This window comes from Neisseria sp. P0017.S009 (assembly GCF_051957375.1).
In the GTDB taxonomy this organism is placed as follows: Bacteria; Pseudomonadota; Gammaproteobacteria; order Burkholderiales; family Neisseriaceae; genus Neisseria; species Neisseria perflava.
On the sequence record NZ_JBQCWL010000001.1, the window covers coordinates 290,138 to 309,492 of the forward strand.

Here is a 19,355-nt window from a genome sequence, read left to right on the forward strand (position 1 = left end):
CAGGTTAAATACTTCAGACGGCCTGATTCGTCGTTATTTGAAATTCAAAATCGGCCAACCTTTTGCTTTGGCTTCTTTTTCCAGCTCAGCATCCGGATTGACGGCGACAGGTTCGTCCACGATACGCAGCAGCGGCAAGTCGTTTTTGGAGTCGCTGTAAAAATAAACCTTACCGTAGCTTTCAAATGTCTCGCCACGCTCGGCAAGCCATTGGTTCAATCGGGTAATTTTGCCTTCTTTCAGGCTGGGCGTACCGACATAGTTGCCGGTATATCGGCCGTCTTCGCCGGTTTCAAGCTGTGTGCCGATAACATTGTGAATACCGAAAAGATGGCAGATAGGGGTAATGATGAATTCGTTAGTCGAAGAAATAACCAACATTTCGTCGCCCGCCATTTGATGGCTTTGCACCAACATACGCTGCATCGGGGAAATATATGGAACAATATATTCGGCCATAAACTCGCGATGAAACTCAGCCAATTCTTCCTTGCTGAAACGAGCCAAAGGCGCGAGATGGAATTTGAGGAAGGCATCAATATCAAGACAACCGTTTTGATAGTCTTGGTAGAACTTTTCATTTTGCGCCTCGGTTTCAGCCGCATCCACTATGCCCTTTTTAATCAGGTATTGCGGCCAGGAGTGATCCGAATCGGTATTGATTAAAGTATTGTCGAGGTCGAAAATGGCAAGGTTTTTCATTGGGTTTCCTGTTGTTTTAAAAGCTGGCGCAAAAGCGGCAAAGTAATGCGCTTGCCCATCATAACGGCGTAGTTGTCGAGGGTATCGAGCATTTGCATCAGGCTGTCCATATCGCGCCGCCAATGGTTCAGCAGGTATTCGAAAATTTCTGGATCGATGGTTACCTGACGGGCGGCCGCAATGCTGACAAGCGCATCGATTTTTTCCCGGTCGGTCAGCGGTTTGACTTCGTAAACCAAGCAATACGCCATGCGTGTGCGCAGGTCTTCGCGGATAACGAGCTGCTGCGGCGTATATTCGGAACTCAAAAGCAAAAAGCCTTTGCCGCTGTTGCGGAAGCGGTTGAAGATGGCAAACAGTAAAGCCTGTTCTTCATTATTAAGCTTTTCGATTTGGTCAATGGCGAGATATTCCACATCCAACGCGGCTTCTGTCAGCGGTGTGGCGGCGGCATCAATATAGAGGGCATTTCGCCCGGCATCGAGCGCCTGTGCGACCCATGCCTGCAAGAGATGGCTTTTGCCTGCGCCCTCTTCACCCCAAACATAGATACATTGCCCATGTTTGTGCTGCAACACATACACCAGCTCGGCATTTTCTGTTCCCAAAAATTTGTCGAAGCCGGGATAATCATGGCTGGCAAAATCGAAGATGAGCTGGTTCACAAAGGCGCACCGGTTAGGTTGAAATCGGCTTTATTTTACGTTGTTTTGCCGTCCACCATCAAGGATAAAGGCCGTCTGAAGCCTATACCTGCAACATATCTGCACTTCTAAACATATCTTGACGCGCTTACGGCATTGGTTTTATTCCGCTTTGGTTTTACAATGTCGAACTTCTCGCCGAAACATTTGTCTGTTCTTTTTCAGACGGCCTTTTTATTTGGGGAACCCTAGTGATTTCTACCCTTATTGATTTCATCCTCCATATCGACCAACACCTTGTCCACCTTTCCTCCCAATACGGCCCGTGGATTTACGCGATTTTGTTTGTTGTGATTTTCTGCGAAACCGGTTTGGTCGTAACGCCATTTTTGCCCGGCGACTCGCTGCTGTTTGCTGCCGGCGGTATTGCGGCCATCGGCGGCATGAACATCCACGTCATGGTATTGCTGCTCTTAGCGGCCGCCATTCTAGGCGATGCGGCCAACTTTATGATTGGCAAATATTTTGGACAAAAACTGTTTGCCAATCCTGATTCCAAAATTTTCCGCCGTTCGTACTTGGAAAAAACCCATGCGTTCTATGAAAAACACGGCGGCAAAACCATCATCATTGCCCGCTTTGTGCCAATTGTGCGGACGTTTGCGCCATTTGTCGCCGGTATGGGCGATATGCACTACGCGACGTTTATCCGTTACAACATTATCGGCGCGGTGTTGTGGGTATTGTCGTTTTCCTATGCAGGCTACTTCTTCGCCAATATCCCCGTCGTCAAAAACAATCTGGGCTTAGTCATGGCGGCAATCATCGTGATTTCGATTTTACCTGCGGTAGTCGAAGTCATCCGTGCCAAACTTAACGCCAAAAAATAACAATCAATCGAAAAGTTTGAAAGTTTAAACACATCAAGGAATTGTCATGCCGTTGCTGTCTATTGAGTTTGCGGTATTCTTTATCGTATTTTTGCCCTTGTACTGGGCATTTGCGCGTTTGCCGCAAGTTCAAAACGTTTTACTTTTGGTTGCCGGGCTAGGCTGGCTTTACCGTATCGACCCTATTTTTGCCGCGCTGATTTTGGTTTACTCGTCTGTGGTTTACCTGGTCAGCGTACTGATGTTTTCTGAAAACGAGAATATCCGCAAATTTTGGCTGGGTTGCGGTATTTCGGCGGCATTGACTATTTTGTGTTTCTTCAAATATTTCGACTTTTTCCGCCCGATTATTCAGCAATATACGGGGCAAAGCGCCGTCATCGATATCCTTTTGCCCTTGGGCTTGTCTTATTACACTTTCCAATCGCTGGCTTACTTAGTGTATTGCTACCGCAAGCCTAAAGGAGACCGTTTTGAATGGCACGAGCTCCTACTGCATCTGAGCTTCTTCCCCACCATCACATCCGGCCCGATTATCCGTGCGGCCGCTTTTAAAAGCATAGACGGCGAACAAGCGGGCGCATTGGCGCAAATCCGCACCAAACAAGCACGCCAGCTGATTTATCCGGCTTTGGCGGTCGGCCTGATTGTATTGGGCATTGCCAAAAAGTGGTGGCTTGCCGGCGTATTGGCAGAAGGCTGGGTATCGCCTGTTTTTGAAAATCCGGCCCAGTTCGACGGCTGGGGCGTGTTGTCTGCGATTTATGGCTACACCTTCCAACTCTTTTTCGACTTTTCCGGCTACTCGGATTTAGTCATCGGCTTGGCCATGCTGCTCGGCTTCCAGCTGCCGAAAAACTTTGCCGCGCCGCTTCGCGCCATCAACATCCGCGACTTCTGGGACAGATGGCACATCAGCCTGTCCACTTGGATTCGCGACTATATCTATATTCCTTTGGGCGGCAGCAAAAAAGGCTTCGGACGTACCCAACTCAATCTGATGATTGCCATGTTGCTTTCCGGCATTTGGCATGGCTACGGCTGGAGCTTTTTGATTTGGGGCGCGCTGCACGGTGCGGCTTTGGTATTCCTTAACTGCGGCGACAAAATCGTCGGCCGCAATGCCTTAGGCCGTCTGAAAATCGGCAAACCGCTCGCCTGGCTGTTTACCTTCCATTTCGTTTGTTTCGCTTTTGTCGTGTTCAACAGCGCAACGCTTGCCGATACGGAAATGCTGTTCAGCGCATTATTTGCCAATGACAAAGGTTGGAACGCGCCTCTGCCGACCGACCTCATGTTGCTGGGTACATTTGCGATGATGCTTTCGCTGTACCCGTATTTGCTTCGCTTATTTGAAGCATCGGTAAAAGGCTTGGACAAACTGCCTGCATGGCTGTGGTTTATTCCCATCACGCTTATCCTCGCCCTAATTATCATCTTCGCCCCGTCCGGCATTCCCGGCTTTATTTACGCCAACTTCTAAGGAGCAGAACATGAAACGCTTTATCTCCCTGTTTGTTTCTATTCTGCTCAGTGCGGTTGCGCTGACGTGGTTTGCCCAAAACTCCATCAATGCCTATTGGCAGCAGACCTATCATGAGAACAGTCCGCTTGAGCCTTTATCCGAATACGCTTGGTGGCGTATCGGTGCGGATTGGCAACAAAAAGCCTACGAATTTTCAGACGGCCTGAAAGCTTCACTGGAAACGGAAGACGCTTTGGCTTCGGAAGACTCTGGCATTGAAGCAACAAGGCCGTCTGAAAATACGGAAAACATTGAAGTATCCGACAATCAAAAAGACTCTGCTGCTTCCGATGCGACTAACAATACAGATACCACAGCCAGCGAGCCAAGCAATCAGGCTGATCAGTCGGCAACGCAGGTTGTATTGAAAAAAGGCAACAAAGTTTTCTTTGCCGGCGACTCGCTGATGCAGGGCGTTGCACCTTTCGTACAAAAACACCTCAAGCAAGAATATGGCGTACAATCGGTCAACCTCAGTAAACAAAGTACCGGTTTGTCCTACCCCAATTTCTTCGACTGGCCGAAAACCATCGAACAAACTTTGCAAAAAGAACCCGATATCCGCGTTTTGGTTGTATTCTTAGGCCCAAACGACCCTTGGGATTTCCCGATGGGTAAAAAATACCTGAAATTCGCCTCCCCCGAATGGGAGGCAGAATACCTCAACCGCGTCCGCCGTATTCTTGATGCAGCCTCCGCACATGATGTCCAAGTCATTTGGCTGGGCATTCCTTACATGAAAAAAGCCAAGCTCAATGAACAGATGCGCTACCTCGACAAAATCCTGTCGGGTACGGTGTCGCCTCAAGCCATTTGGTTGCCTACCGACAAACTGTTGAGCAATGGCGCAGAAGAATATGCCGACTCTGTCAAAGTAGATGGAAAAATCATCCGTTACCGCAGCAAGGACGGCATTCACTTTTCCGCAGAAGGCCAAAAACTATTGGCCGGAAAAATTATGGAAAAAATTAATTTTACACACGATACACAACCATGAAATTTAATAAAACCTTACTCCTCACGCTTCTCGCACTCCCTATTACCGCCTGCGCAACCAATGACGGCCTGTTAAGCAACTACGGCTCCAACCACCCTGCCTGGCTGAACAAACTGCAACAGCTCAACCATACTTCAGACGGCAAATTCCGCATTATCCAAGTCGGCGACTCCCACACCGCCGGCGACTATTTCACCGACCGCCTGCGCCGCCGTTTACAACAACAATGGGGCAACGGCGGCATCGGTTGGGTTTATCCCAACACCGTCAAAGGCCAGCGCATGGCAACCGTCCGTTACAACGGCAGCGGTTGGAACACCATCAGCAGCCGCAAATCATACAGCGATTTTTCTTTCGGCGGTATTGAAGCACGCGCCGATGGCGGCAGCGTTACCTTAAGCGCAGCCGACGGCAGCATGGATATGCAACAAATCTCCATTTTCGGCAAACCGGTTTGGTCAGAGCAAACCCTGACCGTCAACGGCCGCGAAATCCCTGCCACACAAAACGGCTGGCAACTGTTGCATACCAACGCTTCCCTGCCGATGACCCTCAGCAGCAGCATGCCTTGGCAAATCGGTTTCATTAATATCGAACGCCCCGGACGCGGCGTAACCGTTTCCGCCATGGGCATCAACGGCGCGCAGTTATCCCAATGGTCAAAATGGCGGCCGGGTATGTGGGAAGATTTGGCACAAACCAAAGCCGATTTAATCATCCTTGCCTACGGTACCAATGAAGCCTTTTCCGGCAATCTCGATATTTCCTCTACCGAACGGACATGGCGCAATTACATCCGTCAAATCAAAAACACCCTGCCCAACGCAGGTATCCTGATCCTCGGCGCTCCGGAATCTTTGAAAACCGCCTACGGCAGCTGCGGCAACCGTCCGGTCTTGCTCAGCGAAGTACAACAAATGCAGCAACGCGTTGCCCGTGACGAAAAAATCATGTTCTGGTCTTGGCAAGATGCAATGGGGGGCGCATGCAGCATGAAAAGCTGGATGGCTCAAGGCTTGGCAGCCAAAGACGGCGTTCACTTCTCTGCACAAGGTTACGAAACTGCAGCCGATAAGCTTGCCGACAGCCTGATCCGCTTTGCCCAATAAATTGGCCAAAGCCTAAGTATTTTTCATTAACAGTAAACAAAAGGCCGTCTGAAATTAATATTTCAGACGGCCTTTTGTGTATCACTTATTCAGCAAACTGCTTAATTTTTAAGCTAACATATTGCTGCTCATGCGTTGCGTTTGATTTTCCGTGAAACGAACCAATCCTGCCTGCTTGTCAAAGCCTAATGGCTTGGCGACAAGGCGGTTGGGCAGCTTGTTTAAATGATGGTTGTAACTTCCGGCTCTGCGGTTGTAAGTACGGCGTGCTGATGCAACTTCCGCTTCTGCTGCATCCAGCATTTCCATCAAACCCGCCAATTGCTCATCAGGATACTGTTTCAAAAGACCGTTGACGGCAGTTTGCAATTTTTTCAACGCATGATTCAATGCTGTTTCGGCTTCACACAGATGTTTGATTTTGGACTCGGAAAATGTTTTGGCAGTTTGCGCCAATGCAGTTTCGACTTCGGCACACATCTGCTGAACGTTTCGATCCGATGCAATGCCCTGCTCTTGCAGATGTTTGCTGTATGCATCCAATACATGACGGACGGCCTGATGTCGGCAGTCGAGCGCAATGCGCAAAGAGACAAAGGATTCGCGACAGTCTTTTTTGCGGTCTTTCAACTGTTGTTTGAAATACAATAAGACGGCGGCGATTGATACGAAGATAAGCGCAAGACTAATAATGCCCATAGTGAGTTCCCTAGTTATGATGCCACTCATATCGGTGGCTGATTTTATTAACATCGATTATAATCCAATTTCAATATTTTTCCCCAATTTTCATAAAAAAGGCTGTCTGAAATTCAGACGGCCTGAAGTTTATATTTCTATTTCAATGCTTTGACTTGATGTCGATAACCCACACTTCTGATTGCGAACCCAAACGAAGGGGAATGCCCCAGAAGCCATAGCCCGAAGTGGTGAAGAAATGGCCGTTGCCGATCGCCTCATAACCATAAGCAAGACGATAAAGCGTACGGACGATAAGGTTGGCGGGGGCTACTTGGCCGTTGTGGACATGGCCGGAAACCTGCACATCAATCGGCAGCCGGGCATGGGCTTCAATTGAAGTAGGACGGTGATCCATCAATAAAACCGGTAATCGGGTATTTTGACCTTCTAAAAGCTGCTCCGCACTAGGACGCTTGCGATCCAAATCATCGCTCCTCCCTACCAACAACACACCATTCACTTCCAAAACCTGATTGGCCAAAACCGTCAAACCTGCCGCTTCCAATTCATGTTTGATGCGCTTCTGATCGCGGAACCAATCATGATTGCCCAAAGTGGCGTAAACGCCCATCGGCGCAGTCAGCTTCTGCAAATGCGGTTTCATGTTTTCTTTAAGGTAGGCATCGACGGTATCGTCCATCAAATCCCCCGGCAGCAACACCATGTCGACTTTTTCCCGCTTCATGATGTCCGTCAGCTTGTCCAATTGACGCGCGCCGAACAAAATTCCCAAGTGCAAATCGCTGGCCACGCCAATACGCAGCGGCTTATCCATTTTCTTATTGATGAATACGGTCTGATGGCGGACCACGGGCGTATAGGCGTTATACATCCCCAAACCGAGCAAACCGGCCACAAACAAAGGCGCAAACAGCCGCAGGCTTCGTGACAGCGGTTGACGCGCCATAAAACGGCGCAGCAAAAGATACAGGATAAATGTCACCAACGCGGCATACATTACAAACAGCAAGATCACCATCCAAAACGCCACCACGCGAAACATCATATGCCCCAACTCCAGCAGCAAGCCGACCAACAAGCCGTTTGTAATGAAATAGGAAATACCCATTAGCCAACGTCTGCCAACTTTGCCAATCCAAGGCGCAAACAGCCATCGCAGCGAACGCCCGAGCCCGAATGTAAACACTTGCAACAGAATGACGCTCACAAAAAACATCTTGCCAAACATGCCTTTCCGCCCTAAAAAATCAAAAGGCAGATTTTAGGCCGTCTGAAACTTTCAGTGTATAATCCCCCACGTAAAAACCCATAATATTTTGAAAGGAATCATCATGAGCCAACCTCAATCAGCTATTATTCCTGATCACGCACAAGCCGGTATTTTTATCGAAGCAGACATTTCGGACGGCCGCAACGAAGACATCAAATCTGCCTGCCGCCTTTCTTTGGAATCCTTGGCCAAACTGAAAACCCGTTTTCCAAATGATATTTTGGGTTTGACCATTGCCTTCGGCAGCCGCGCATGGCAATCGTTCGGCCATACTGACGAAGGCAGCGAAATCAAACCTTTCCCAGAATTGGGCAACGGCCTCGCCCCTTCCACCCAACACGACCTCTATATCCACATCCAAGCCACCGAGCAAAAAGCTGCTTATGCCTTGGCTCAATCTGTTTTAGGCGCATTCGGCGACAGCATCCGCGTATCCACTGAAGAACACGGCCTGCGCCTGTATGAAGACCGCGGCTTGGACGGTTTTGTCGATGGTACGGAAAATCCGCAGGGCGATGACAATGTGCGCAATGTCGCCATTATTCCCGAAGGCAAGCCCGATGCCGGCGGCAGCTATGTTTTGCTGCAAAAATACCTGCACGATTTAAAAAAATGGGATGCCGTTCCTACTGCCGAACAAGAAGCCAGCGTTGGCCGCAGCAAAGAAACCAATGACGAATTCAGCGAAGATGTACGCCTGCCCGACTCCCATCTCGGCCGCGTCAATGTCAAAGAAAACGGCGTTGACCTAAAAATTGTCCGCCGCAGCCTGCCTTTCGGCAAACTCAGTGGCGAACACGGTTTGATGTTCACTTCCTATTGCAACACGCTGCACAATATTGAAGTTCAGCTGCTCAATATGTTCGGCGATGCAGACGGCAAAACCGACTTACTGCTGAAATATTTGTCTAAAGCCGTATCAGGTGCTTACTACTACGCACCTTCTGTGGAGCGTTTGCAAAATCTTTAACGGCTCTCAGGCCGTCTGAAAAAACCTGCCTTTTCAAAGGCAGGTTTTTGTTATTTAAATTCCCTTAATAATTTTATGGTATTATCATAGAAATTTGTTTCATAGCAGTTCAGCAGACCCTGATTACAGACAACGATAAAAACCGATACGCCCAAGCAGCTATTTTCGATAAAATAAACCCAATTATTAACCCTATAAAATTACGACACCATGTATAAATCCCGCCTTCTTCCCCTGCCCGTATTGATTCTCTCCGCGCTAAACGCCTATGCGGCCAATACGCCGAATCCGCTTGATCAAATCGATAAAAACGTACCCAACCAATTTGACAAAGACTTCCGCGACAATCTTGACCAGATTCATTCGGTCGAAATCCAAAAACGCGAGCAGTCGGCATGGGATTTGCAGAAAAAGCAAGATAATGACGCGGTTGCACAAGAGGTGCCGTCTGAAAACAATACCAAATGCTTGGATTACACCGGTATCGAGCTTTCCGGTATTACCCTCATCGATTCCAAAAAGATTGAAGCCAAGTTACCCAAATGCATCAATCAAAACAGCATCAACCAACTGAACCGGGATATCGTTGCCGAATATATCGCTCAAGGCTATCCGCATACGCAAATCAAATTTGAAACCACGCCTGAGCGTGTTTTGAAATTAGCAGTCATCGAAGGCAAAATCCGTGAGATTACCGGCGGCTCCCGTACGGTCAATGTCGATACCCTCTTCCCCAATCATCAAGGCAAACCGCTAAACATCCAATACCTTGACCAAGGTATCGAACAGGCAAACCATGTTGTCGGCAACAACGTCAGCATTGATGTTTATCCGCATGATGACGGCACCGCCTCCATCCAACTCAACAACGATGCCGAAAAACATTGGGGCGGCAGCATTACCATCGACAATAAAGGCAGCAAACCCAATACCACGACGCTGCGCGGCAGCCTGAATATCGGCAGCCCGTTGGGATTGAGCGACTCCCTATATCTAAACGGCTACACCAATCTAAACAACCACGACAGCCATTACAGTCGCGGCGGCAGTATGTTCTACCAAGTTCCTTATGGCGCATGGACATTCAGCACTTACGCCGCCGCGTCGCAATCGCAAAGCATCTTAGTGCCCAGCGTGACGCGTTATGCCTACCGCTCCCAATCCAAAGCGGCAGGAATCAAAGCAGACCGCGTATTCTCACGCAGTCAAAAACACATCACCTCCGCCTATGTCGGCATCGACTATATAAAACAGACTGCAAAATTTGCCGACAGCAAACTAGAATTGCAAAGTCCGGAAATCTATTCAGCACAAGTCGGCCTGTCACATACAGCCATCCTGCCAAACGGTATTTGGCTCAACAATATCGGCGTGGAACAAGGATTTGCGAAAAATACCGAACATACGCCGTTTGACAAGCGCTATACCTCTGTATCCTTGCAAAGCAATTTGATTCAAAACCGTCCATTGGGCAAATGGATCGTGCGCAACCATCACCAAATCGATGCCCAATATAGTCCGCATGATTTGTTTGCTACCAAAGAAATGGACGTCGTCGGTTATCAAAATGTACGCGGTTTCCGTTCGACTTCTGTGAGCGCAAACAGCGCAGTCCTGTTAAGCAATACTGTTTATTTCCGCCGCAATACGCCCCACGGCATCTATATCGAGCCTTATCTGGGCGCAGACATCGGCGTTGCCAAAAACAATAACGAAGGTTCGCAACGTGCCATGGGCTTAGTGGCAGGTTTGAATTTGGGCAAGGCGGACAAATGGCAGCTTTCTGCCGACTACGGCAAAGGTTTTGCGCGCATGCCCAACCAATCAAACAGCGAAAAACAGGATCATGTGACTGTTTCTTTACGCATTCCATTTTAAAGTTATGTAAATATATATCCTTTTATCCAATATATAAACCGCCCATCTTACCGTTATTAATTTTCCATTAATATCAATGAGATGGGCGGTTTTTATTTGCATTTGAAATAGTGCACACAAGGCCATACTGGTGGTATGATTGTAAAAAAATTCATAACAATGTTAATACATTCAAAAATTTCCTCAACAGAAATCCAATACCCGATATGGGATTTCTGATTCAATCTCCATCACGATAAATAAGGATTAAAATCCATGAAAATCGACACTTTATATCAGCCTAAGCTCTCAGCTTCCGGCAAAGTAACTGTCGCCGTGTGCTTTGCATTCCTGGGAAATGCAGCGGTAGCCGCCAATATCGAAGCCATCGGCCAAACTTCGGTACAGCAGCAACACAATGTTGACATCGTCAACATTGCCGCACCGACGGCTCAAGGTCTTTCTCACAACCAATATAACAAGTACAACGTTTCCCAACACGGTGCCGTTTTGAATAACGCCCTGTCTGCCGGTAAATCCCAACTGGCCGGAAACCTGTCTGCCAACAAAAACTTCCAAGGTCAGGCCGCATCTGTGATCTTGAATGAAGTGGTCAGCAAAAACCCTTCCCTGATCTTGGGTCAGCAAGAGATCTTCGGTATTGCCGCAGACTATGTTTTGGCAAACCCTAACGGCATTACCCACAACGGCGGCAGTATCCTGAATGCCAACCGCGCATCCTTGGTTGTCGGTACGCCAACCGTTTCAGACGGCGCGTTGAAATCTTTCAATATCAGCGACAATGGCAAACAACTGCAAGTAAACGGCAATTTGAGCGGCAACCGCGTGGTTGACCTGCTCGCGCCGCAAGTGGTTGTCGGCAAATCAGCCAACGTTAATGCCGCCGACGCCATCAATGTTTCTTCAGGCAAAAGCAACTTCGACTACAAAACCGCACAAATCGAAGCATTGGACGCTGCTTCAAATGCGCCGGTGCTTGACGGTCATATTTTCGGCAGTATGCGCGCCGGTACCATCCGCATCCACGCGACCGACAAACGCGCCAAACAAAACATTCAAAATGCCGCCATTACCGGTACCCGCTACCTGAATATCGACAGCAAAGGCAACCTGAGCATCCAGTCCGCCAATCTGACCGGCGCACAAATGGAATTGTTTGCCCGCGATACCGACATCAAAGGCACGGTTACCAGCCATTCTGCCAACAAATCTTCCAGCGGCAAAGAGGCGCAAAATGTTCAGCACTTCCGTTCGGACCGCAACAAAACGGAAACCTTTACCGCCAGCAATATCAATGCATCCGAGTCATTGACTTTGAACAATAGCGGCAGCCTCAACCTGAGCGCAGCCAACATCAATGCCGGCGCGCTGACTGCTTCTGCCACAGGCAATATCAATTCTAACGCGGTAAAAACCACCAACCGTACAGAATCCGACCACACTCAAAGCAAAGGCCTTTGGTACAACAACAACCTGAGCTCCTCTGCTGACGAAAGCCTGCATCAAACCAAAATCAATGCCGGTTCTGTCAATATTGCCACCACCGGCAAAGTTCAATTGGATGCGACCGAACTGAACTCGGCTGCTGATGCACGCATTGCCGCCCAACAAGGAATCGTATTAAGCAGCAACAGCGAAACCGACAGCAGCTCGACTTATGTCAGCTTCAAAAATGAAACTGCTGCCCTGAAAACCGGTATCGCTACAAAATCTTCCAAAAACTCTACCGCCCATCAAACCAAAATCTCCGCAGCCGGTGATATCGGTTTGATTTCCGAAGGCGATTTGAGCACTTACGGCGCAAGCATTGCGGCAAACGGCAATGTCGTTACCGATGTCAACAACATCAACTTGGGTACTCAAACCACCATCAACACCAACAGCCTCGACGACCAGAAAAAATACTGGGGCGGCCTGTTCGGCGGTGAAAGCCAAGTTCAAAACAACCGTACCGAAAACCTGCACGGCAGCAGCATTACTGCCAACTCAAACATAGTTTTGGGTGCAAAAAACGGCGTCAACGTTTACGGCAGTACCGTTGAAGGCCAAGCCGGTACATTCGTCAGCTCCAAAGCAGGCAATGTCGATATTAAAAACGCCACCAGCACCGATACTTCCGCACAAAGCGCGCGTAAAGGTACGATTTTCAATATCACTACCTCTAAAACCAGCAGCAACAGCAGCATTGAAAAAGTAACCGGTTCTACCTTGGTTTCCAATGCCGACCTGACCGTTGTTTCCAACAAAGACATCAATGTGATCGGTTCTGCATTGTTTGCGGCACAAAAACTGCAACTTTCTTCCGCAGGCGATTTGACCATTGATGCTGCCAAAGCGGTAGAAAACAAACAGGTCAACGAGTATTCCATCAAAGGCTACTCTGGCACCGAAACCAATAAAGAAAACGGCAGCGTGACTGCCAAAGCCGGTATTAAATTCACCGATACCCACACCGACACCCACTCTGTCGGCCTGAACGGCAGCATTTTGACCGGTAAAAACACCCAGTTGTCTTCCAACTCAAACGTTACCGTCAGCGGTAGCCAAGTCAACGGCGAAGAATCTGTCAACATTTCCGCAGCCAATGACGTCAATGTTGTTGCATCCAAAGGCAGCAACACTGTGACCGAATCCGGACGCGTAACTGATTTGGGCGTATCTGCTACTGCATACGAAAAAAATAACGTTGCAGGCGTCGGCGTATCTGTCGGCATTACCAGCACCAAAACAGATGCAACTACCGTAACGAATACATCTCATGTATCCAACATCAACACCGGCGGCAACGCCACCATCACTGCAAACGGCAATATTAATCAAGAAGGTACAGTGATTAATGCGACCGGCAATGTGGTTGAAGCTGCCAAAAACGTTACCCATGCAGCGGCACACAGCGGTGCAAAATCCGATGTGAAACAAAACGGCGGCGGTTTGGTCGTTTCTGCCGGCATCAGTACCAACAAAGGCATCGGCGGTGAAATCACTGCACAAGGTCAAGGCAACTCCTCGACCCACAATGAATCCACTGCAACCGTAACCACCATCAACGCAGGCAATGCCATCGTTTTGGCAAATGACAAAGTGTCTGATGAAGGTACAAAATACGATGTGACCGGTGCGATTAACATTGATGCAGGTTCATACCACAACACTGCCGCCCACAACACCAGCAACAGCAGCAGTAAACAAGGCGGCGCTTCTTTGACTGTCGGCGCATACACCAAAGATGGTTCAAACGTTGATGTGAATGCCAACCTGAACGTCAACTACGCTGATGAAAACAAAAAAGAATCTACCGCCGTCAAAGGCGATATGAATGCGACCAATGTTGTCATCAACGCCAAAGACTCTGCTGAAATCGCATCCAACATTACCGCCAACAACAACGTCAACATTACCGCAGGCAACGGCGTAACCTTCACCGAGTCAGCCAATACTGCCTCCAACCAAGGTACAGCTGTTAATGTCGGTATCGGCGCTGGCGCGACAATCAATGTTGAAACCGGTGTTGCCGTTCCTCACGTCAACGGCTCTGTCGGCGTCAACAAAACCGATAACGCTTCTTCTACCGCCGCAGGCGCGAATGTAGCGGCCGGCAATGAGATTAAAATCAATGCCAACAACGGCGACGTCAACCTGCACGGTACCAACTTGGTATCCAACAACTCCGTTGAAGTAGAAGGCAACAAAGTCAATACTTCCGGCGCGATCAGCAGCGTTAACGAAAAAAATCTGACCATCAATGTCAACGGCAGCTACGCTTCAGGCAAACCAAACGGCGGCATCAACACCAAAGGTAAAAACGAAGCCAACGTAACCAATACGGCAAACACCATCCAAAGCGACAATGTTGTTATTACTACCGGCTCTCCAACCGGTTTGAGCGTCAACAATACGACCATCAACGGTAATAATGTTGCGTACTACTATGACGACAGTAAAGCTCCTGCGGCGAACCGTTATACCTATCGTCCTCGCCAACCAAGCTACGCCAAACGCCGTTTGCGCTACTAAGATGCGCTATTGAAGTCATTTAATAGCCATTAAGACATGCCGTCTGAAAACAGAAAGTTTTCAGACGGCATTTTTATCATCAATGCAAAACAACACACTATCTCTGTTATGATAATGCCTCGCTAATATTATTCCGTTCCTACCATGTCTTCCGCCCTTCCTTTTGACGCGCTCACACTTTCCATCGACGGCACCAACCTTATCGAAGCTTCTGCCGGTACGGGTAAAACCTACGGCATTGCCGCGCTCTTTACCCGACTGATTGTTTTAGAAAAAAAAGACATCGAGAAAATTCTGGTCGTTACCTTTACCAAAGCGGCGACGGCAGAACTGAAAACCCGTTTGCGCGCGCGTTTGGACGAAGTGTTGCAGGTTTTGAACGAAATCCAAACTTTGGGCGGCGAGCCGGAACATATTTCAGACGGCCTGAACAAATATTACGAAAAAGAGAAAAAATCCCCCGATGACTTTCTCAATCGATTGATTCCCTTGGCTTTAGGCGAGCAAGACGGACAGGAAAGCTGCCATCGCCTGATTCTCCGCCTCAAAGCCGCCCTGAGCCAGTTTGACAACGCCTCGATTTACACCATCCACGGCTTCTGTCAGCGCGTCTTGCGCGATTATGCGTTTTTATGCGGCGCGCCTTTGGATGTCGAGCTGTCGGACGACTCGAGCGAGAGGCTGCTGATTCCTGCGCAAGACTTTTGGCGGCAGAAAGTGGCAACCGATGCCACATTGGCACAATTGGTTTTTGACCGAAAATGCACGCCCGAAGAAATGCTTGCCGAAATCAAAAGCTATACCGGCCGCCCCTATCTGAAATTCAGACGGCCTGAAGGCGATTTGAAAGAAGCCCAAGCCAACCTTCAAGAAACATGGCAAAAAATTTGCGGCCAGTTGGAAGACTTGGAAAAAGCGTTTTGGACAATCTTGCCCAAACTTAACGGCCAAACCTACAAAAGAAAAACCTTTGAAAATGTTTTTACCGATTTAAAAACAAACGCCGAATCCAACCGTCTGCCCCGCCTGAGCAAACAAACGCTAGGGAAATTAAGCCTCTTCAATATCGACACGCTCAACAGTAAACTGAAAAAAGAAAATAAAGCCGATGCCGATGCGGCGGAAATTATTCAGCTGCAAGCCTTGGCCAATCTCGGTCGTGATTTGCAGGCAATGGAAAGCGCGGAAGAAGCAGTCTTCATCTGCCTGCAACTCGACCTCCTTTCCTACATTAACCAATCCATTGCCGAACAAAAAAAATCACGCCGCGAGCGCGTGTTTGACGATTTGCTGCTGGATGTCCATCAGGCATTGACCACCAATGAACACGGCAATACGTTGGCAAAAGCGGCGGCGGCAAACTGGGAAATCGCGCTGATTGACGAATTCCAAGATACCGACCCGCTGCAATACGAAATTTTCCGCCAAATTTTTATCGAACAAGGCTGCCCGCTGTTTCTCGTTGGCGACCCCAAACAGGCAATTTACAGCTTTCGCGGTGCGGACATTTACGCCTATCTGCAAGCCGCGCAAGATGCGGACAGGCATTACACCCTCGCTGTCAACTACCGCAGCCATGCCAAGCTGATTAACGGCATCAGCGCCTTGTTCAAACAAAAAAAACACCCCTTCGTCTTGGAAAACATCGATTACAGCGATGTCTCCACCAGCCGCGCCGAAAGCCGGCTGTCGCCACACCGCCCCGCCATCCAAGTGCGCTGGCTCAATACGGACGATCAAACCGGCAAAGAGATTTTGCGCGGCCGTGCCGCCGAATATTGCGCCGATGAAATTGCCTTTGCGCTCAATGAAGCAGCCGAAGGCCGTCTGAATTTCAAAGGCCGCGCGTTGGAATCTGGCGATATTGCCGTCTTGGTGCGCACCAACAACGAAGCGGCAATGATTGCCGGTAAACTGAAACAGCGCCGTATCCAAAGCGTGTTGCTGTCGCGCCAGTCCGTTTTCGATTCCGCCGAGGCCGACTCGCTGTCCGCACTGATCGGCTTTTGGCTTAACCCAAGGCAAACCGACTGGCTGCGCTTTGTCTTGACCGGCGTTTTATTCGGCTATACCGCCAAAGAGATTTACGAACTCAACCACAACGAACACCAGCTGCTGAAATGGCTGGAGTCGTCTGCCGAGGCCATGGAAAAATGGCGGAAAGGCGGCATTTTTGCCGCCGTGCAGCAGTTTGCCGCCCTACATGACATCGAAACACGTCTGCTCAAAGGCGGCAACGAACGCAGCCTGACCAACTACTATCAAATTCTGGAGCTTTTGTCCGAAGAAGACAGTCAAAGCCGCAACCCTGCCGCCCTGCATAAATGGTTAAACGAACAAATCAGCCGTGCACGCAGCGGCCATTTCCCGTCAGATGCGCAAACCATCCGTCTTGAAAGCGACGAAAAACTGGTCAAAATCGTTACCATGCACGCCTCGAAAGGTTTGCAATATCCTTTGGTGTACTGCCCCTTCGCGTGGGATACCAAAGACAATTCCAAAGAAAACTGGAAAATCCTGCATACTGACAACCACGAAACCGAGCTGCTGGCCAAATCGCAAACCTTGGAAGCAGAACTAAGCCACCTTGCCGACGAAAAGACGGCAGAAGATTTACGTCTGCTTTATGTCGCCCTTACCCGCGCCGAAGAACAGCTCAACATCTATGCTGCCGCCAACAAAAACTGTACGCCAAATAATCCTTTTGCCTATCTGCTCGAAGGTTTGCCGGATGCCGGCCGCGAAAGCGTCAGCCAAAGCTATAAAAGCGCGACAGACGTTGTGGAAATGCTTAAAACCAACTGGCAACGCTTTATCAAAAACGCGCCTGAAAATACGGAGTTTGCCTTCACGGAAGAAGCCCCGCCGGAAACCGTCTACCAATACAGCCGCCAGCAAGACCAAGCCTTGAGCGCACAGAGCATCAAACGCCGCGATTTTGACTTTATCCGCTACACCAGCTTTACCGGTTTGAGCAGGCACACCAAGTCAACCGACGAACAACACGAGCCTTTGCAACCTGCCATCGACCCTGCAGAAAGCGCAGACCGTGCCATGCCGTCTGAAAACCTGTCGTCCCCGCTTTCAGACGGCCTCGATATCCACCATTTCCCCCGCGGCACCAATGCCGGCGTATGTTTGCATGAAATGTTGGAAAAACTCGACTTCGCCGCCTCTGCCGAGAGCCAATCCGAAATGATTGCCGAAGTTTTGCAACGCCACAGCTTTGAAGACAAATGGCTGCCGACGGTAAGCGCCATGCTCGACATCTGCCGCCTGACGCCTTTAATCGGTGAGAGCCTGTCGCAGATTCCGCCAACCCGATGCCTGCCCGAAATGGGGTTTACCCTGTACATGGACGATTTCAAACTGGACAACTTGCGCCGTTGGTTTGCCTCAAGCGAAGCAAACCTGCCACCCGAATGCGTCCAAGCCGCGCAACTGCTTGATTTCCATGATTTGCAAGGCTATTTGAACGGCTTTATCGATATGGTTTGCCAAGATTCAGACGGCAATGTCGTTTTAATCGACTACAAATCCAACCATTTGGGCAACGATGCAAGCGCGTACACGCAACAGGCGATGAACGAAGCCGTGGCGCATCATCACTACTACCTGCAAGCCCTGATCTACGCCGTTGCCATTGCGCGCTACTATGCCCTGCGCGGCAAGCCCTTGCCCCAAATCGCCATCCGCTACCTCTTCCTGCGCGGCATGGACGGCTCGGATCAAGGCATCTGGAAATGGGACATCGATACCGCCCTGCTTTCCACTTTTGTTGAACGAAAAGCAAATACTTGATAAATCATCTTGTTAAACCGTCAAAAAGGCCGTCTGAAACGTTTTCAGACGGCCTTTGATTATTTGTGCAAACCGCATTCCTTACTGTCTTTGCTTTCCCACCACCATCGCCCGGCGCGGATATTTTCGCCCAGCTTGACTGGACGCGTGCAGGGTTCGCACCCAATGCTGGGATAGCCTTGATGATACAGCGCATTAAGCGGAACTTGGTGCTCGTGCGCATATGCCCAAACATCCTGCTCTTCCCAATCGAAAATAGGATTGAATTTGGCGATGTTGCGGCCTGTATCCAGCTCTTCAAAATTCAATTCGCTGCGCGTTTCGGACTGGCTGCGGCGTTGTCCGGTCAGCCATGCAGGCGCGTTGTGCAAAGCGCGGTTGAGCGGTTCAATTTTGCGGATATGGCAGCAACGGCGGCGCAACTCGACACTGTCGTACATCGCGGTCGTACCAAACTCCGCTTCAAATTCGGCGGCGGTTTGTCGATTGGGATAAAACACTTCCAATTCGGTTTGATAACGCGCATTGGTTTCGGCAATCAGCGAGGCGGTTTCGGGATTGAGTTTGCCCGTATTTAGCGTGATGATGCGGATGGGCAGTTTCAGACGGCACACGGCATCGGTAATGACCATATCCTCAACCGCAAGGCTGGATGCGAAGACGGCTTGCGGATAGCGTGCGGCAATGTCTTGCAAACGGTGCTCCAAAGCGGCTGCCAACTCAGGCAGTTGGCGGCGTTCGGCATCGCTGATTTCGGGGATTTTCCAGAGTTGTGGGCGGAATAAAGACATGGCTGGTTGTTCCTAATAATTTTCAGACGGCCTGTTGAAACGGCTGCCGATATGGTTATGGA

The 19,355-nt window shown here is 49.4% G+C and carries 13 protein-coding genes; 8 read left to right on the top strand and 5 right to left on the bottom strand.

Going from position 1 to position 19,355, the window contains the following annotated elements; translation table 11 throughout:
- Window positions 1–33: 33 nt before the first annotated feature.
- Both ACTHTG_RS01530 and hda read right to left on the bottom strand, forming a co-directional pair.
- On the bottom strand, window positions 34–702 hold the full coding sequence (locus tag ACTHTG_RS01530; RefSeq protein ID WP_003747163.1) for an HAD family hydrolase: 669 nt from the start codon (window positions 700–702) through the stop codon (window positions 34–36).
- Window positions 699–1,367 (bottom strand): DnaA regulatory inactivator Hda, encoded by a 669-nt coding sequence (gene hda / locus ACTHTG_RS01535; RefSeq protein ID WP_440360496.1) that lies wholly within the window; start codon window positions 1,365–1,367, stop codon window positions 699–701. Before hda ends, ACTHTG_RS01530 begins: the two co-directional genes overlap by 4 nt.
- Before the next feature lie 230 nt (window positions 1,368–1,597).
- Between hda and ACTHTG_RS01540 the strand changes: the two genes are divergently transcribed.
- The 4 genes from ACTHTG_RS01540 to ACTHTG_RS01555 are packed head-to-tail and all read left to right on the top strand — an operon-like array spanning window position 1,598 to window position 5,867.
- On the top strand, window positions 1,598–2,236 hold the full coding sequence (locus ACTHTG_RS01540) for a DedA family protein (RefSeq protein WP_004519872.1): 639 nt from the start codon (window positions 1,598–1,600) through the stop codon (window positions 2,234–2,236).
- A gap of 46 nt (window positions 2,237–2,282) precedes the next feature.
- Window positions 2,283–3,719 (top strand): MBOAT family O-acyltransferase, encoded by a 1,437-nt coding sequence (locus ACTHTG_RS01545; protein ID WP_308538303.1) that lies wholly within the window; start codon window positions 2,283–2,285, stop codon window positions 3,717–3,719.
- 10 nt (window positions 3,720–3,729) lie between these two features.
- A complete protein-coding gene (gene patB / locus ACTHTG_RS01550) occupies window positions 3,730–4,758 on the top strand; it encodes a peptidoglycan O-acetyltransferase PatB (RefSeq protein ID WP_004519875.1) in 1,029 nt (342 codons plus the stop codon).
- The gene (locus tag ACTHTG_RS01555) at window positions 4,755–5,867 is read left to right on the top strand and encodes an SGNH/GDSL hydrolase family protein (protein ID WP_004519876.1); all 1,113 of its coding nucleotides are present in this window, start codon (window positions 4,755–4,757) and stop codon (window positions 5,865–5,867) included. Before patB ends, ACTHTG_RS01555 begins: the two co-directional genes overlap by 4 nt.
- A 108-nt stretch (window positions 5,868–5,975) precedes the next feature.
- On the opposite strand, the gene ACTHTG_RS01560 is transcribed toward ACTHTG_RS01555, so the two are convergent.
- Window positions 5,976–6,566, bottom strand: a complete 591-nt coding sequence (locus tag ACTHTG_RS01560; protein WP_039862166.1) for a LemA family protein — start codon at window positions 6,564–6,566, stop codon at window positions 5,976–5,978.
- A 142-nt stretch (window positions 6,567–6,708) separates the two neighbouring features.
- A complete protein-coding gene (locus tag ACTHTG_RS01565; protein ID WP_440360497.1) occupies window positions 6,709–7,797 on the bottom strand; it encodes a metallophosphoesterase in 1,089 nt (362 codons plus the stop codon).
- Between the two features lie 103 nt (window positions 7,798–7,900).
- On the opposite strand from ACTHTG_RS01565, the gene ACTHTG_RS01570 reads away from it, so the two are divergent.
- The 4 genes from ACTHTG_RS01570 (at window position 7,901) to recB (ending at window position 18,502) form a co-directional block, all read left to right on the top strand.
- The gene (locus tag ACTHTG_RS01570) at window positions 7,901–8,809 is read left to right on the top strand and encodes a Dyp-type peroxidase (RefSeq protein WP_308538301.1); all 909 of its coding nucleotides are present in this window, start codon (window positions 7,901–7,903) and stop codon (window positions 8,807–8,809) included.
- Between the two features lie 210 nt (window positions 8,810–9,019).
- Window positions 9,020–10,687: a ShlB/FhaC/HecB family hemolysin secretion/activation protein gene (locus ACTHTG_RS01575; RefSeq protein WP_308538300.1), complete on the top strand. Its 1,668-nt coding sequence runs from the start codon at window positions 9,020–9,022 to the stop codon at window positions 10,685–10,687.
- Window positions 10,688–10,942: 255 nt separating this feature from the next.
- A complete protein-coding gene (locus ACTHTG_RS01580; protein WP_440360498.1) occupies window positions 10,943–14,701 on the top strand; it encodes a hemagglutinin repeat-containing protein in 3,759 nt (1,252 codons plus the stop codon).
- A gap of 144 nt (window positions 14,702–14,845) precedes the next feature.
- Window positions 14,846–18,502: an exodeoxyribonuclease V subunit beta gene (gene recB / locus ACTHTG_RS01585; RefSeq protein ID WP_440360499.1), complete on the top strand. Its 3,657-nt coding sequence runs from the start codon at window positions 14,846–14,848 to the stop codon at window positions 18,500–18,502.
- 59 nt (window positions 18,503–18,561) lie between these two features.
- Here recB and ACTHTG_RS01590 read toward each other — a convergent pair whose 3' ends face one another.
- Entirely contained in the window at window positions 18,562–19,293 is a 732-nt protein-coding gene (locus ACTHTG_RS01590; protein WP_004521081.1) for a phosphoadenylyl-sulfate reductase, read from the bottom strand.
- Between the last annotated feature and the right edge of the window lie 62 nt (window positions 19,294–19,355).

Bases quoted from the DNA above. Each gene is read 5' to 3' on its own strand.
- recB (WP_440360499.1), top strand. From the start codon at position 14,846: ATGTCTTCCGCCCTTCCTTTTGACGCGCTCACACTTTCCATCGACGGC.
- ACTHTG_RS01575 (WP_308538300.1), top strand. From the start codon at position 9,020: ATGTATAAATCCCGCCTTCTTCCCCTGCCCGTATTGATTCTCTCCGCG.
- ACTHTG_RS01590 (WP_004521081.1), bottom strand. From the start codon at position 19,293: ATGTCTTTATTCCGCCCACAACTCTGGAAAATCCCCGAAATCAGCGAT.
- ACTHTG_RS01565 (WP_440360497.1), bottom strand. From the start codon at position 7,797: ATGTTTGGCAAGATGTTTTTTGTGAGCGTCATTCTGTTGCAAGTGTTT.
- ACTHTG_RS01555 (WP_004519876.1), top strand. From the start codon at position 4,755: ATGAAATTTAATAAAACCTTACTCCTCACGCTTCTCGCACTCCCTATT.
- ACTHTG_RS01570 (WP_308538301.1), top strand. From the start codon at position 7,901: ATGAGCCAACCTCAATCAGCTATTATTCCTGATCACGCACAAGCCGGT.
- ACTHTG_RS01545 (WP_308538303.1), top strand. From the start codon at position 2,283: ATGCCGTTGCTGTCTATTGAGTTTGCGGTATTCTTTATCGTATTTTTG.
- ACTHTG_RS01560 (WP_039862166.1), bottom strand. From the start codon at position 6,566: ATGGGCATTATTAGTCTTGCGCTTATCTTCGTATCAATCGCCGCCGTC.
- patB (WP_004519875.1), top strand. From the start codon at position 3,730: ATGAAACGCTTTATCTCCCTGTTTGTTTCTATTCTGCTCAGTGCGGTT.
- ACTHTG_RS01530 (WP_003747163.1), bottom strand. From the start codon at position 702: ATGAAAAACCTTGCCATTTTCGACCTCGACAATACTTTAATCAATACC.
- ACTHTG_RS01580 (WP_440360498.1), top strand. From the start codon at position 10,943: ATGAAAATCGACACTTTATATCAGCCTAAGCTCTCAGCTTCCGGCAAA.